General features: G+C 60.8%; 12 protein-coding genes. All 12 read left to right on the top strand.

Features of this window, described 5'->3' with window-relative positions; translation table 11 throughout:
- Nucleotides 1–2,440: TonB-dependent siderophore receptor (locus JNL55_RS29550; RefSeq protein ID WP_293863092.1), on the top strand; the 2,440-nt coding region annotated here is incomplete at its 5' end.
- Complete coding sequence (locus JNL55_RS29545; protein WP_293863090.1) at nt 2,440–3,951, top strand: serine hydrolase domain-containing protein; 1,512 nt, start codon at nt 2,440–2,442, stop codon at nt 3,949–3,951. The genes JNL55_RS29550 and JNL55_RS29545, both read left to right, overlap by 1 nt.
- The gene (locus JNL55_RS29540) at nt 3,951–5,459 is read left to right on the top strand and encodes a serine hydrolase domain-containing protein (RefSeq protein ID WP_293863088.1); all 1,509 of its coding nucleotides are present in this window, start codon (nt 3,951–3,953) and stop codon (nt 5,457–5,459) included. Before JNL55_RS29545 ends, JNL55_RS29540 begins: the two co-directional genes overlap by 1 nt.
- A gap of 119 nt (nt 5,460–5,578) precedes the next feature.
- Nucleotides 5,579–5,764, top strand: coding sequence for a hypothetical protein (locus JNL55_RS29535; RefSeq protein ID WP_293863086.1), 186 nt, complete (start codon nt 5,579–5,581; stop codon nt 5,762–5,764).
- Nucleotides 5,765–5,858: 94 nt separating this feature from the next.
- The gene (locus JNL55_RS29530) at nt 5,859–6,338 is read left to right on the top strand and encodes an RNA polymerase sigma factor (RefSeq protein ID WP_293863084.1); all 480 of its coding nucleotides are present in this window, start codon (nt 5,859–5,861) and stop codon (nt 6,336–6,338) included.
- Nucleotide 6,339: 1 nt separating this feature from the next.
- Nucleotides 6,340–7,287, top strand: a complete 948-nt coding sequence (locus JNL55_RS29525) for a FecR family protein (protein WP_293863082.1) — start codon at nt 6,340–6,342, stop codon at nt 7,285–7,287.
- Nucleotides 7,288–7,345: 58 nt separating this feature from the next.
- On the top strand, nt 7,346–9,793 hold the full coding sequence (locus JNL55_RS29520; protein WP_293863080.1) for a TonB-dependent siderophore receptor: 2,448 nt from the start codon (nt 7,346–7,348) through the stop codon (nt 9,791–9,793).
- A gap of 59 nt (nt 9,794–9,852) precedes the next feature.
- Entirely contained in the window at nt 9,853–11,565 is a 1,713-nt protein-coding gene (locus JNL55_RS29515; RefSeq protein ID WP_293863078.1) for a serine hydrolase domain-containing protein, read from the top strand.
- Entirely contained in the window at nt 11,562–13,091 is a 1,530-nt protein-coding gene (locus tag JNL55_RS29510) for a serine hydrolase domain-containing protein (protein ID WP_293863076.1), read from the top strand. Before JNL55_RS29515 ends, JNL55_RS29510 begins: the two co-directional genes overlap by 4 nt.
- A 136-nt stretch (nt 13,092–13,227) precedes the next feature.
- Complete coding sequence (locus JNL55_RS29505; protein WP_293863074.1) at nt 13,228–14,670, top strand: serine hydrolase; 1,443 nt, start codon at nt 13,228–13,230, stop codon at nt 14,668–14,670.
- A gap of 44 nt (nt 14,671–14,714) precedes the next feature.
- Nucleotides 14,715–15,296, top strand: coding sequence for a YhgN family NAAT transporter (locus tag JNL55_RS29500; protein WP_293863072.1), 582 nt, complete (start codon nt 14,715–14,717; stop codon nt 15,294–15,296).
- Between the two features lie 212 nt (nt 15,297–15,508).
- Nucleotides 15,509–15,742 (top strand): hypothetical protein (locus JNL55_RS29495; protein WP_293863070.1); only part of this gene is annotated, 234 nt, incomplete at its 3' end.

Here is a 15,742-nt window from a genome sequence, read left to right as displayed (position 1 = left end):
CGCGGCCATTGCCACTGCTTGCCACTCGGTGGCACTCATTCCGATCACTGCCGTCGCCGCGGAATCTCAGCAAGCCAACATCGCGTTCAACGTGCCGAGGCAGGCTGCTGCTAGCGGCATCTTGGAATTCGCACGTCAGGCCGATATTCAGATTCTGGTTTCGCAGAAGGCGCTGCAGGGGCGGAACACCGCCGAAGTCAGCGGCAGCTTCTCACTGGAGCAGGGCTTGTCGTTGCTGCTGACTGGCAGCGGACTCACCATCGCGTCAAGTGACGGCAAGACAGTGATGTTGGAGCCGCTTGCGAACACGCCGACTGCCGATGTGCTCGAGACCATCAATGTGTTCGGCACGCTGGATGATGAAGTGAACGTCGGCTCCAAGACCGGCGCTTCACTGCGCGAGACGCCGAAGTCGGTCACCATCGTGTCGCGTGAACGTATCGAGGCACAGAATCTAACCACCATCGCGAATGTGATGAAGCAGGCCACCGGCGTCACGGTGCGTGACTACGGCCCCAGTGGCGGTTGGTTCTTTTCGCGTGGCTATCGGTTGTTGACCAGTCAGGTGGACGGCGGCGCGCCTATCACCGAAGGTTTCGGCAACGTCGCTTCGCCGGACTCTGCGATATACGAGAGCGTCGAAGTACTGCGTGGCGTGGACGGCATCTACAGCGGTGCCGGCGATCCGGGCGGCGTGATCAACATGGTCCGCAAACGCGCTTTGGGCGAGACGCGGGCGCAGATCGATCTGTCGGCTGGGCGTTGGGATAACTATCGAGGACAGTTCGACATCACTGGTCCGCTCACTGCTGCGGGCGATCTGCGCGGTCGCTTGGTCGCAGTGTATGAAGACCGCGGTTACTACTGGGACCGTGCTGAATCCAAGAAGTCGATGCTGTACGGCGTGCTGGAAAAAGATCTCGGCAGCGCTACGACGCTGTCGCTCGGCTTCACCTATGAGGACGCCGATCATGACGCGTTCGACCTGAGCGGTCTGCCGTTCTACGCGGATGGCCGTAGCGTCGGACTGCCGCGTTCTGCCAATCTCGCCGCGGATTGGTCGGGCACCGAAGTCACGTCGAAGGAAGTGTTCGTCAAGGCCGAGCATACGTTCGCCAACGATTGGGTGATCAAGATGAACGCCTCGCATCGCGAACAGAAAAGCGAGAGCGTGGAGATGTTCACGCGCGGTCCGGTCGATTCAGTGACCAATATCATTCCCGGCACCGCGGCCACCGGCGCGACGGCAACTGCCAATAGCCGGCATCCGGAGCGTGATGTCATCGATTTGTTTCTGCGCGGCTCGTTTTCATTGTTCAACCGCGATCATGTCTTCGCTGTCGGCGCGGACCACTCGGAGATGAATGGTGACGGCAGTCGTAGCTACGGGTGGGCCGAGTATCCGGTCGCCACGCGTCGCCCGGTGGACGTGATCAATTTCGATCCATCGTTGTTTCCCCGGCCGAGCACTCGCGTGCTGAGTTCGTACGCCAAGGCCAACAATCAAGTGCAGTCGGGCATTTATGCCAGCGTCGGGCTGCAGTTGGCGGAACCGTTGAAGCTCACGCTCGGCGGACGCTACAGCGAGTATGAAGTGGAATCGGAGACCATCTTCGCGACCAACGGCGTGCTCAACCCCAACTCCAGCTTCGGCGCCAACTACAAAGATACGGCGTTCGTGCCGAGCGTCGCGGTGACATACGACATCGCGTCCAACTGGACCATGTATGCCAGCTACGCCGAAAGCTTCGCACCGCAAGCCAACTTGCTGGTCGCACCGCTGCCCGGCACGCCGATGGATCCCATCGTCGGCGAAGGATATGAGTTCGGCATCAAGGCGACGTTGTTCGATAACGTGAACGCCGCGCTCGCGCTGTATCGCGTGCGACGGAACGGCCAGGGCGTGCGTGACGATTCGTACCCGCTGGTGCCGGGGACGCTGGGTTCGGCGTGTTGTTACATCGATAGCGGCGATGTGACCACCCAGGGCATGGACATCGAGTTCAGCGGCACGATTCTGCCAGGCTGGCAGCTATTCGCCGGCTACACCTACAGCGATCGAGAAAGCAGCCGCGCTGCCACCAACTCGTTCCAGAGTTCGGCGTTGTACTTCGCGTGGACACCGAAACATTTGTTCAAGTCCTGGACTACCTGGAATTTGCCGGGCGCCTTGTCGAAGTGGACCTTGAACGCCGGTGCGCACGTACAGAGCGAGTTTTCCGGCTACACCACATCGCCTGCCTTCGGCATTCCCCGCCAGGGCGGCTACGCGATCTGGAACGCCTCGGTTCAATACCGCGTCAACGACAATTTGACGGCCGCTCTGTACGCCGAGAATCTGTTCGACAAGACTTACTACGAAGCCATGAGCATGGTTCGGGTCGAGGGCTTGTACGGCGTGCCGCGCAACTTGCTCTTCAGAATGCAGTTCCAGTTCTGATGCGAGCCCGAATGATGCTGTCACGGCGGTTGGCGATTGGTTTGTGTTTGATTGCACCGATGGCGACCGGCAGTGCCGCCGATCGCTTCGAGCCGGCGCGAGCCTTCATCCGGCAGCAGTTGCTCGAGCAGTCGGTGCCGTCGGTGGCGGTGGCAGTTGCCAAGGATGGCAAGATCATTTGGGAAGAGGGTTTCGGTTGGGCCGACCGCGAGCGTCGCGTGCCGGCCACGCCGCACACCATGTATTCGCTGGCATCCATCAGCAAGCCAATCACAGCGACCGCGCTGATGACGTTGGCGCAAGCGGGCAAGGTGGATTTGGATAAGCCGGCGAACCAGTACTTGGGCTCGGCGAAGTTGGTCGCTCGGATTGGCGATGCGCGTGAGGCAACCTTGCGACGGATCGCCAATCACACGTCAGGTTTGCCGACTTATCACCAGTTCTTCTATTCCGATGCGCCGTACCCCGCGCCGGGCATGGACGAGACCATCGCGCATTACGGCAGCCTATTGCGTGTACCGGGACAGAAACTGGAGTACTCGAACATTGGCTTCGGCGTCTTGGGCCATGTGATCGAGCGCGTCAGCGGAGTGAGCTACGGTGACTTCATGCAGCGTGAACTGTTCGCGCCGCTGGGCATGACTCGAAGCTCAGTCAACATCGGGCCCGGACTGGAGTCTTACGCGGCCGTTCGCTACGGCGACGATCAACGGCCGTTGCCGCCGTACGTCACGGACACGCCGGGTGCGGCCGATGTGTATTCCAGCGCGCATGACCTGGTGCGCTTCGGGTTGTTTCATATGAAGGCGCATCTGTCCGATCAGAAGGCCATCCTGAGCGACGCCTCCATCGACGCCATGAAACAGCGCACGTCTTTTACCAAGAACGCACGCTCGGGCGACTACGGCTTCGGTGTCGGCTTCATGGTGCTGGAGAAGGGCGCTTATCGCGTCGTCGGACATGGCGGTGGTTTGGATGGCGTGTCGACGCAGCTGTATATGGTTCCCGATGAGGGCATCGTGATCGTCGCGCTCAGTAACTTGTCATGGAAGAAGCCGTTCGAGGTGCCTGATCGGATCGCCGAGGTGTTGCTGCCGAAGTGGTCGGCGAAGAAGCCGGCGACGCCGTCGACCCCTCAGGAGAAATTCGCCACGCCGTCGCAGCTCGCAGGTTCGTGGCGCGGCGTGCTCTCGACGTATCGAGGCGATATGCCGCTGCAGTTGCAGTTCCAACCGTCGGGAGAGGTGCGTGCCAAGCTGGGCGATCAATTGCTCGCTCTGGTCGACTCGCCGGAGTTTCAGAAAGAACGCTTCACCGGTCAGTTCGTGGCTCGCATCGACACGCCGGATGCCGAGCGCTTTGCGTACGTGGTCGATCTGGAGCTGGATCTGCGTGGTGAGCGACTCACGGGCTCGGCACACACGCCGTACTGGTTGGGTGGATTCAAACAAACGCGACGGCATGGTCAGTTGGCGCACTGGGTCGACCTGTCGCGCGAGCACTTGCCATGATGACGTTGAGAATCGCATCGAGCGTGGTGTTGGCGGCATGTCTGGCAACGTCAGCCGGAGCCGCCGATCGCTTCGATGGCGTGCGCGAATACATCCGCACTCAACTGGTCGAGAAATCAGTGCCGTCCATCGCGGTCGCGGTGGCCAAAGACGGCAAGATCATTTGGGAAGAAGGCTTCGGTTGGGCGGATCGCGAGCGGCGTATTCCCGCCACCGAGCACACGTCGTATTCGCTGGCTTCAGTGTCCAAGCCGATCACGACCACAGGCATCATGACGCTGGTGCAAGCGGGCAAGATCGATCTCGATGCGCCAGCTAACGACTATCTCGGTGGTGCGAAACTCCTGGCTCGCGTCGGCGATGCTCGCGCCGCGACTGTGCGACGGCTCGCGAATCACACCTCAGGATTGCCGCTGCATTTTCAGGACTACTTCGCGGACGATCAGGTGCAGCGTCCGGCGATGGATCTGACCATCCTGCGCTATGGCAACTTGGTGCGTGCGCCAGGCGAAAGAACTCAGTACTCCAACATCGGTTTCGGCGTGCTCGACTACATCATCGAGCGCGTCTCCGGCATGAGCTACGAGGAGTACATGCGTCGCGAGGTGTTCGTGCCGTTGGGCATGACGCGCAGTTCAGTCGGCATCGGGCCTGGTCTCGAAGACTTCGCAGCAGCGCGCTACAACCGGCTCGGCGAACCGTTGCCGGTCATGGATTCCGATAGTCGCGGCGCTGGTGGTGTATTCGCCAGCGCGCACGACTTGGTGCGCTTCGGGTTGTTTCATTTGAAAACTCATTTGCCCGAACAGAAAGCGATCCTGAGCGATGCGTCTGTCGACGAAATGCATCGGCGCACTGCCGACCGTAACGTTTACGGTTTGCCCAATCCCGAGGAAGGTTTCGGGGTGGGTTTCGCTCTCGATCAGAATGAGCAGTACCCCATCATTCAGCACGACGGCGGCATGGATGGCGTGGCAACGAAGCTGCAGCTGTTCCCGAAACAGCGAGTCGCAATCGTCGTGCTCAGTAACGCGAGCACACAGCTGCCGGCCGATGTTGCTGACCGCATCGTCTCTGTGATGTTGCCGGGACGCAAGGTGAAGACGGCGCCTGTTACGCCCGCGCCGGCATTCGCCATTCCAGCCAATCTTGCGGGGACCTGGAAGGGCATCATCGCCACCTACGAGCGGGACTTGCCGGTGGAGCTGCGCTTTCTGGCCAACGGCTCGGTGCAGATGAAAGTGGTCGATCAACTGCCCGCGTTGATCGACCGGCCGACGTTGAACAAAGGCATTTTCACCGGCTGGGCGCCAGCTCGTATCGAAACCCCCGACACCCAGCGCTATGCCTACACCCTCTGGCTGGATCTGAGCGTGCGAGGCGATGTGATCAACGGCGCGGTGACGGCCCATACCGATCGCCGTGCCCCGAGAATGGGCAGCGCGTTGACCCACTGGATGGAGGTGCGAAGGGATTCGCCTGACGTACCGGCTGCGTCCGCCCCTTAAGGGCAGAGCAAAACCTCTGCGGCCGATGGCGCCGCAGAGATCGTTCAGCGGATACCCTATGTCCGCAGGCCCCCAGCTGCCCTAACGTGACAGCTCGTCAACTCGCACCGGGTCTGTCCATGCAAACCAACGTTCGTAGCCGCACTTCCACCGATCGCCTGGGATTGGCCGACGAACCGCAGTCGGACAGCCTGTCGTACTTCCAGTGGCAGGAGCGCACCGTGCGCACCACCGCGTTCAAGGTGGAGCCGAAGCTGCAGCCCAAGCAGAGCCGAATCGTGCGACTGTTTCGTCGCTTCGCCTGAGCATCAATCAGCTGTAGACGACAGACCCGTTGCCATCCTCACCCCCTGAAGAAATTTAGCTCCACCGGCCCGCGAGCTATGACATCTTCGCCGGATGGAGCCGATCGCCCGGTTACTCATCATCCTGCGCAAAGTGCTGCGGCCCACCGGGCGTAGCATTGATGACACCGACGATCTGATCCAAGAGGCGTTTCTACGCCTGCAAACCTATCGCCGCTCGCGACACATCGACGAGCCCGAAGCGTTTCTGGTTCGCACCGTCAAGAACTTGTATGTGGACATGATGCGGCAGCGGGCCCGGCGCGGCACGCACGTAACTGCCGACAACGAGCTGCTCCATCTGCTCGATCCCACGCCGGCACCCGACGAGGTGCTGGTTCATCAACAGAACTTCCAGAAATTGAAAGGCGGCTTGTGCGAGCTGAGCCCGCGCACGCGTGAAGTGCTGCTGCTCTATCGTATCGATGGGCTGAGTCACGCCCAGATCGCTGCGCAATTACAGATCAGCGTCAGCGCGGTGGAAAAGCACATCGCCAAAGCCATGCTGCATCTGTCGGAATGGATGGCCGAATGACATGACGATCCAGCAATCAGAACCGAACGCGGAGCGCTTGGTGCAAGCGGAGGCCGCGGCCTGGCTGGCCAAGCTGCATGGCCCGGAGCGTTCCGCCGAACTCGAAGCGGATTTCCGTGCCTGGCTTTCATCCAGCCCGCGCAGCGCCGCGGCGTTCGAACACATCACCGAGATTTGGGATTCGCTCGGCACCGTGGATCTCGGCGGTGTGCCTCGTATGGCCAAGACCAGTGTTCGCAGCCCCGCGCCCGTGTCGCGATTCATGCAAGTTGCCGTGGCCTGCATGCTGGTCGTAGCGATTGGCGTCGTGGGGTGGTTCTGGCAGGGGACTTCCTACTCGACCGACATTGGCGAGCAACGGGTGGTGACGCTCGCCGACGGCTCACGGCTTTCGCTGAACTCGAGTACGCAGGCGCGCATCGAATACGACGACCAGCAACGAGTGGTGCGGTTGGATCAAGGCGAGGCCTATTTCGAGGTCGCGAAGAACGCGGCTCGCCCATTCATCGTGATCGCAGGTCCGAGAACCATTACTGCCGTGGGTACGGCATTCGTCGTGCGACATGAGGCGGAGAAGGTCGTCGTCACATTGGTTGAAGGCAAGGTGCGAGTGTCATCGCTGGATGACGGCGCATCGCTGCAACCCGGCGAGCGATTGACGGTGCACGGCGCCGAACAACGCAAGGACACGCCGCAGCCACACACGATTGCTTCCTGGCGCCGTGGCGAAGTCGAATTGGACTACACACCTTTGCAGGAAGCTGTCGAAGAAATGAATCGTTACGACCGCACTCGGTTAGTGCTGGTCGACGCCGATGTCGGCGAGCTGCGTGTGAGCGGCATGTATCGCATCGGCACGAATCGAGACTTCGCACGTGCCATCGCGGTCGTGTACGGATTGAACGTCACTGAGAGTGACGGGCAACTGCTGCTCAGCAAAGATCGATGAGGATTTATCGGGCCCGGTCGTCTACAGCCTCGTTCGAAAATTAATAGAGGTATGGGAGATGACCACGGGTCGTTATGCGCCGGTCGCATGTATTGGCATTGTCGTTGCGGGTGCGTGTGTCGCGCCGGCCGTTCAAGCTCAGGTCGCGTTTCAGCTGGACCTGCCTAGTCAGGAGTTGTCCAGATCGTTGCGGGCCGTCGCCAGACAGACCGGCACCAATGTGATTTTCGAGCCGACCATGGTGGAAGGCATCACCGCGGCCGGCCTGCGTGCCACGCTCACCGCCGACGATGCGATTCGCACGCTGCTCGAAGGCACCAAGCTCGCGTATCAGCGAACTTCGTCCGACACCATCGTGATTCGCAAGGAAGTGGCCGCCAAGGATCAGCAGGCCGATGTGCTCGAAACCATCAATGTGTTCGCCACGCTCGACAACCAACTCAGCATTGGCTCGAAGTCCGGGCAGTCGCTGCGAGAGACGCCGAAGTCGATCACCATCGTCACTCGCGAACGCATCGAGGCGCAGAACCTGACCTCGGCGCGCGATGCGTTGATTCAGACCACGGGTGTCGCGGTGGTCGCTTACAGCACCGTGCAGAACTTCTTTTTCTCGCGTGGCTTCCAAGTTCGCACTGTGCAAATAGATGGCGGCGCGCCGACGCTGGATGGAGATTTCGGCGTGTTCGGCACGCCCGATACCGCGCTCTACGATCACATCGAAATGCTTCGCGGTGTGGATGGCATGTACTCGGGAGCCGGCGAACCTGGCGGCGTCATCAACTATGTTCGCAAGCGTGCGACGGCGACGCCGGAAGTGCAGGTCAACCTGTCCATCGGTAGCTGGAATCAGTATCGCGGCGTGTTCGATGCCTCCGGTCCACTGACTGACGATGGTCGGCTGCGCGGCCGTTTCGTCGGCGCGTATCAAGACAACGATTATTTCTATGACCGCGGTCATTCCGAGAAGTCGATTTTTTTCGGTACGGCTGAGTATGACCTGACCGATTCCACGCTGCTGATCGCGGGCCTCAGCCATGAAGATCGCAAGGAGGATGCGTATTTCGGTCGTGGCCTGCCGCGCTATTCCGACGGCCGCGATCTGGGACTGTCTCGTAGCACCAGCCTGGCGCCCGACTGGAGTCACTGGTACTTCACGACTCTCGATACGTTCGTGCGCGCCGAGCAGAAGATCGGCGCCAATCATGTCATCAAGTTGAATCTCACTCGGCAGCAGCAGGACAGCGAACACCGGATCATGGTGAATTACGGCGCGGTCGATCCGATCACGCAGGCCGGGCCGCAAGCGCTCGGTGCCGGCAACGACTATCAGTCGGTGCAGACGCTGGCGGATCTGTCCGCCAGCGGCACGTTCGAGTTGTTCGGCGGAGAACATCGCTACACCATCGGCGCGGACTATTCCAAGGTCGATGGCGGCGGCTTGAAAACATACGATCTGGTCGGCTATGCGTTCGGCAGCGGTCCGGCCATCAATGTGTTCGATTTCGATCCTGCGCAATATCCCGAGCCGCAGCTCCAACAGACTGCCTACTACCCGGAGTACGGTCAGACCCAGAATGTCTTCTACGCCACGGTCGGTGTGCAACTGGCTGAGCCGCTGCGGCTGACGCTGGGTGGGCGGTATGGTGAGTTTCGTTATCTGAGCATCTATCGTCCGCTCGCGACCAACGCGGTGGGCACGACCACTCGTTACGAAGACTCGAAGTTCATTCCCAGTGCGGCGTTGACTTGGGACTTCGCGCGCAACTGGTCGGCCTATGCGAGCTACGCGGAGACCTTCAGAGTCCAGGCGCAACTTCTGCAGGGGCCTTTGCCCGGCACGCCGCTCGATCCCATCACCGGCAGCGGTGTGGAGTTCGGTGTGAAGGGCGAGATCCTGGATTCGCTCAACACCTCGTTCGCCGTCTATCGAGTCGAGCGCAAAGGGCAGGGCGTGCGTGACCTGGCCTATCCGCCGCCGTCGACTTCGATCATGAATGGATCGAGCTGTTGTTATGTGGCGCGAGCAAACATTCTAAGTGAAGGCTTCGATGCGGAAGTGAGCGGCACTGTGCTACCGGGTTGGCAGATGTATGCCGGTTACACCTTCAATTCCAATTCCTATGAAGGCGGTAACCCGGCCGGCTCGCTGTACTTGAACATGACGCCCAAGCACATGGTCAAGCTGTGGACCACTTGGAATCTGCCCGGACGCTACTCGCGCTGGACGCTCAATGCCGGGGTTTTGGCGAATTCTCCGTCTTATATCTCGGGAACGGCACTTGCCAGTCCGGGAAGCACAGTTCGCGTCCCGTTCCGCTTCGAGCAGGACAGCTATTCAGTGTGGAATGCGTCCGTTCAGTATCGAGTCGGTGAGGTTTGGACGGTTGGGCTGTATGCGGACAACTTGTTCGATGAAAAGTACTACCAGTTGCTCGGCAGCAGTCTGCAGGACAACGGCTACGGCGCGCCTCGCAGCGTGGTGTTCTCGGTGCGCGCTCACTGGTGAGCGCCCCTGGAACCTGCCGGCGCCTCCGGCAGGTTCCTCCCAACTCGTAGGAACCGACCATGACGCATCCCCGATGCATGCGGCTGCTATTGCTAGCAGTCGCAAGCGCGCTGCTGTCGCTGACTGCCGCTGCTCAAGATTCCACTTCTCCAGATCACACTGCGCAAATGGATCGCCTGTTCGCCGAATACACGGTGGAGGGCAGCCCCGGCGCTGCAGTGGGTGTGTATCGCCACGGCAAGATTCTATTCGCCAAGGGCTATGGCTTGGCCGATCTGGAAGCGCGCACGCCGATCACACCGCAGACTCAGTTTCATGTCGCCAGCGTCTCCAAACAATTCGCTGCTTTCGCGGTAGCGCTGCTGGCGCAACGTGGACAACTCGATCTGGATGCGGACGTGCGCCGTTATCTGCCGTACTTCCCCGACTTCGGCGCGCCGGTCACGACGCGCCAACTCGTGCATCACACCAGCGGTGTGCGCGATCAGATCAGTTTGTTTCAATTGGCAGGGCGGGATATTCGCGATGTGTTGCGACAGCAGCAGGTCGTGAACTTGATGAGCCGGCAGCGTTCGTTGAACTTCGCGCCCGGCAGCAGTTATTTGTATTCGAACATGGGCTACTGCCTGCTGGCGGAAATCGTGCAGTCCGTCACTGGTAAATCGCTGCGGCAATACACGGACGAGGCGATGTTCGAGCCGCTAGGGATGACGCGCACGTTCTTCTTCGACGATGTACGCGAAGTGGTGCCTGGGCGGGCCTATTCCTATGGTGCTGGTGTCGACGGCCGCTGGCAGCGCTCGTTGCTGAATTTCGAGTTGGTGGGTGCCACCGGCCTGTTCACCACGGTCGAAGACATGGCTCGCTGGGCGGGAAATTTCAGCGAGCCCAAAGTCGGCGACCGCGCGCTCATCGAACAGATCGGCACTAGCGGCCGACTCAACGACGGCAGCTTGACTCATTATGGATTCGGCTTGCTCGATACGCCGGTCGCCGGACGTAAGGCTGTCAGTCACGCGGGTTCGGATGCGGGGTTCCGTTCGTTCTTTGTGTACTTTCCAGAACACGATGTTTCGATTGCTGTGCTCGCCAACACGCGGATGGCCGTAGAGGACAAGGTGTTCGCGATTGCGGATCTATATCTGCCGCCAGTGCCGCCCGAGAAGAAGGTCGTGCGGCGAACCGTCGCCGCGCCGAAGTGGTTCGAACAGTTGCCCGGCACCTACGTTTCGTCGGCCAACGCGGCGTACCTGTTTGAGCAAACCAAGGAGGGCGTCACGGCTCGTCGTCGCACGCCAGGCAGAGCCGCGCCGCTGGTGATGCTGGCAGACGGCACTTTCACTTTCGACCTGGGCGACTGGGATCGTGCCCGCTACCGGCCGATATTTTCCAAGCAGGGTTCGATTACTGCTTTGGAACAGTTGCCCGAAGCCGGTGTGAGCAGCGTGCGCTTCGAGCGCGCGCCACTGCCGAATCAAGCCGAGAGTGCGTTGCTGGCGCTAACGGGCAGCTACTACTGTGACGAGCTGGATGTCACCTATTATTTCACGGTCGAGCAAGGTCGACTGGTGGCTCGCACCTTGTGGTCCGCCGAGCCGCTGCGATTGACCCAGATCGCCGCTGATTATTTCGATTCCGAAAGGTTCGATGGTATCGATGCAGTGATCTTCGACCGCGGCGCCGATGGCGCGGTGCTCGGGGCAAGGCTGCGTTCGACCGTCGGTATTGCCAATAACGTACAACTACGCAGGCTGTCTGGAGGCCCAAGATGATTTCAAGGCGAGTGGTGGCGACCTGGTCGCTACTGGTTTGTGGTGTCGTCGCACTGCCGGTGAGCGCGGCGGATCGCTTCGATGAGCTGCGGCAGACCGTGCGAGCTCACATGCAAAAGAACAATGTGCCGGCGGTGGCTGTCGCCGTCTGGCGCGACGGCAAGATTGTTTGGGAAGAAGGTTTCGGCTGGGCGGACGTCGAGAATCGGGTGCCGGCCAACGAGCACACCATGTTCTGTTTGGCCTCCTTGTCCAAGACCATGACGGCCACCGGACTGATGACGTTGGTGCAAGCGGGCAAGATCGATTTGGATCATCAGGCCAACGACTATCTCGGGCCGGATACATTGACGTCGCGCGTCGGGGATCCCAAAGCAGTGACGGTGCGTACACTCGCCAATCACACCTCGGGTCTGCACGGCAGCGATCAGTTCTTCTATGGACCTGATGTAGCTCGCACACCGCCGCTGAGCGAAACCATCCGTCGCTACGGAATCCTGGTGGCGCCGGCCGGTGAGCGCTATCGCTATTCCAACCTGGGCTACGGTGTACTGGGCCAGATGATCCAGCAGGTGTCGGGCAAACCCTATGACGACTTCATGCGCCAGAATGTGTTCCTGCCGTTGGGCATGACTCGCTCGGCGGTCAACATTCCGCCCGGGCTCGAACAGCATCACGCGATTCGTTACGACTACGATCGCAAGCCCATTCCGTTCTATGTCTCCGCCGAGCCGGCGTCGGCGTCGGTGTACTCGAGTGCCCACGATCTGGCGAAGTTCGGCCAGTTCCTGCTCAAGAATCATCGTTCCGATCAAGTGGCCATTCTCAGCGATGCCAGCATCGATGCGATGAGCAGCACGCCCATCTTCGAAGGAGCTTCGCCGGTGCGCGCGGCCGTCAAGGAAGGAGGTTACGGGGTCGGCTTGGTGGTTCGTTATCAAGGCGGCTATCGGCTGATCGGTCACACCGGTTCCACCTCGGGCGTCGCGTCTGACTTCGCGGTTGCGCCGGAAGCGAACATGGGAGTGGTCGTGTTGGCGAATGCCGATGGCGGCACGGGCCGGTTGCGTACCGAGATCATGAGCAAGTTACTGCCGCGCTGGCGTGACACTCCGCCGTCGCCACCGAAACAGGAGTCGCCGTTCCAGCCGACGCCGGACTTGGTCGGCACCTGGCGCGGCCGGATGCAGACTTATGAAGGCGAGCAGCCGGTGCAGCTCAAAGTGTTGGCTTCGGGCCTGGTGCAGATTCGCATCGGCGGCCAGCCGCGCTTCCCCAATCGCAGCACGGTGTCGCAGGATGCCTTGGTCAATGACGTGAAGTTCGCCGATGGCACGCTGAGCGGCAGTTCGCTGGCCCAGATCGAGACCGGCGATGCCAAGCGCGGCCCGCATACCACCAACATCAGTTTCCAACTGCGGGGTGGAATGTTGAAGGGCGTGATCTCGGCCAATTCGTTGTTCGATGGTTTCTGGAAGTTCGGTCTGCCCTATTGGACGGAACTGCAGCGCGAGCAGGACACCTGACAACCCCTGACAACCAAAGATCCGACCGGGTATGCGTTGAGGTTATGGAACACGCAAGGAATGCGATATGTGCCCGTGACTCAACCGCGTCAAAATACCGGAGCCCGTAGCCACGGGCTCCTCGGGATCGCACAAGATGAAAAAGCCATCGAGCTGGTGGGTCGCCGCCTATTTGTTATTTATTGGCCTGCAAGTGCAGGCGGCCGATGCCACTCGCGCACTACAGGGAGTGGATGGCGATGTGCGCGCAGCGATGAAGGCGCTGAACGTGCCGGGCGCCGCGGTCGGCGTGATTCAAGACGGTAAAGTGCTGCTGGCCAAGGGCTACGGCGTGCTGGATGTGAACGGTACGCAAGCGGTGGATGCGGACACGATCTTCGCCATCGGCTCGGTGAGCAAGTCATTTACCACCGCGGTGATGGCGACGCTGGTCGACGAAGGCAAGCTCGACTGGGACCGGCCGGTGCACGAGTACTTGCCGTGGTTCCGCATGTACGACCCGGTGGCGAGCGAGCTGATCACGCCGCGTGACATGGTGTCGCATCGTTCCGGCATGCCGCGCTATGACTTCATTCGCTTCAGCACTTATCTGGATCGCCGCGAGCTGGTTCGCCGTATCCAATATCTGCCGCCGAATAAAACCTTCCGCGACGTCTACCAGTACAACAATCTGATGTTTGTGACCGCCGGCTACCTGTCCGGCGAGTTGGCTGGCTCGACTTGGGAAGGGTTGGTTCAGCAGCGAATTTTCCAGCCGCTGGGCATGAGCCGCTCCAACACTTCAGTGCAGGACTCGATGCGGCAGACCAATCACGCGCTGCCTCACACGCTCACCAACGGCAAGCTGGCCACGACTGAGTTCTATGACTATCAGCGTTTCGGCGTCGGCCCGAACGGTGCGGTGAATTCCAGCGTCAACGACATGCTGAAGTATCTGGACATGTATCTGCACGACGGCCGCGCCGGCGATCGTCAGGTGATTTCGGCGGCGCAGGTCAAAGAACTGACCAAGCCGGTCGTGGTTGCCGGCCCGGACGAGCAGTACGCGTTGGCCTGGAGCATCGAGCAGCGGCACGAACAGCGCATGGTTTCTCATGGCGGCTCCATCACCGGCTTCACTGCTCATGCCATTCTGCTGCCGGAAAAGAAGATCGGCATCGTGGTGCTCAACAACCTGGGCAGCGCTTTGCCGGGCAAGGTGGGTTTGCAGATTGCGGATCGGTTGCTCGGCAAGCCGGACAAGAAGTTCATTGCTTCGTTGAACGCGCCGCGTGAATCCAGGCAGCGTGAGTCCGAGCCGAAGCCGGTGGCTGGCACCAAGCCGACGCTGGATTTGCAGGCATACACCGGCAACTGGTTCCATCCTGCGTTCGGCACGGTGGCGGTGCAGTTGGTCGAGGGCCACTTGGCCGTGAAGTTCGATGCCATGACGCTGGAACTGAAACATTTCAATTACGACACCTTCCAAGTCGAGCGGCTGGGCGGCTTGGTGAAGTTCCGGCTCGATGCGGCCGGCAAGCCGGCCGAGCTGTTGATGCCGTTGGAAGTGTCGGCCGCCGATGTGGTGTTCGTCAGGTAGTCTCCTGGTAGTCGCCGGGACCGCGTTTGTGCGATTCTGTGCGGATGGACATTCTCTCCGCCGTCATCACCTTGTGGCTGATCATGGATCCGCTGGGCAACGTGCCCGTGTTCCTGGCTGTGCTCAAGCGCGTGCCGCCGGAGCGGCGGCGAAAGATCCTGATCCGCGAGGTGTTGATCGCCTATGCGGTGCTGCTGTTTTTCATGCTGCTCGGGGATCGAGCGCTGGCGTTGCTGCAGATCAAGCAGGAAACCATCAGTATCGCCGGCGGCATCGTGCTGTTCCTGATCGCCGTGCGGATGGTGTTTCCTGCCACCGGCTCGCATGAAGACTCGTCGGAGGGCGAGCCGCTGGTGGTGCCGCTGGCGATTCCTTTGATTGCCGGCCCGTCGACGCTGGCGACGTTGTTGTTGCTCCGGGCCGATGCCGGCAGCACTTTCGAGTTGTGGCTGGCGATGACCATCGCCTGGTCGGCCACTGCGGCCATTCTGATCGCCGCCCCGTTTTTCTATCGTGCGCTCGGCGAGCGCGGCCTGGTCGCGATGGAACGCTTGATGGGCATGGTGCTGGTGATGATCAGCGTACAAATGTTCTTGAATGGCGTCGCGCAATTCCTAGCGCGCTAAGTTGACGCTACGCGCGCCGGTATCCGGCGCGCTCTTCCACTGTTGTGACATGACTCGGCGCAGGGGCTCCTAGCAGCCCCCGATTCGCCCGTGGTTGCCGCGCCACTTGACACAAACGTACTAGTTCGTACACTCCGCCGAAACAGCTCGGGCCCTGACGGAACGACCACGGGCCGTGCCATCGACCATCGTCTAGCGACAGGGGGATATCGATGCGTATCAAAACAACGGCCGCCGCACCGGCCGCGTCTTTGCTGGCCATGCTTTCGACCGGGGTTGCATTCGGGCAGGCCGCGGAGCCGGCATCGACCGCCGCCACGCAAGAAGTCGAAGAGCTGGTGGTTACCGGCTCGCGTATCTCACGGCCGGATTATTCCTCGAGCAGTCCCATCGTCACCTTCGGCGAAGCGGCGATCACACAGACGGGCACGGTCAACATCGAGAAT

It is taken from the genome of Steroidobacter sp. (assembly GCF_016790065.1).
Lineage (GTDB): Bacteria > Pseudomonadota > Gammaproteobacteria > Steroidobacterales > Steroidobacteraceae > Steroidobacter.
This window is presented reverse-complemented; position numbering and strand designations above follow the sequence as displayed.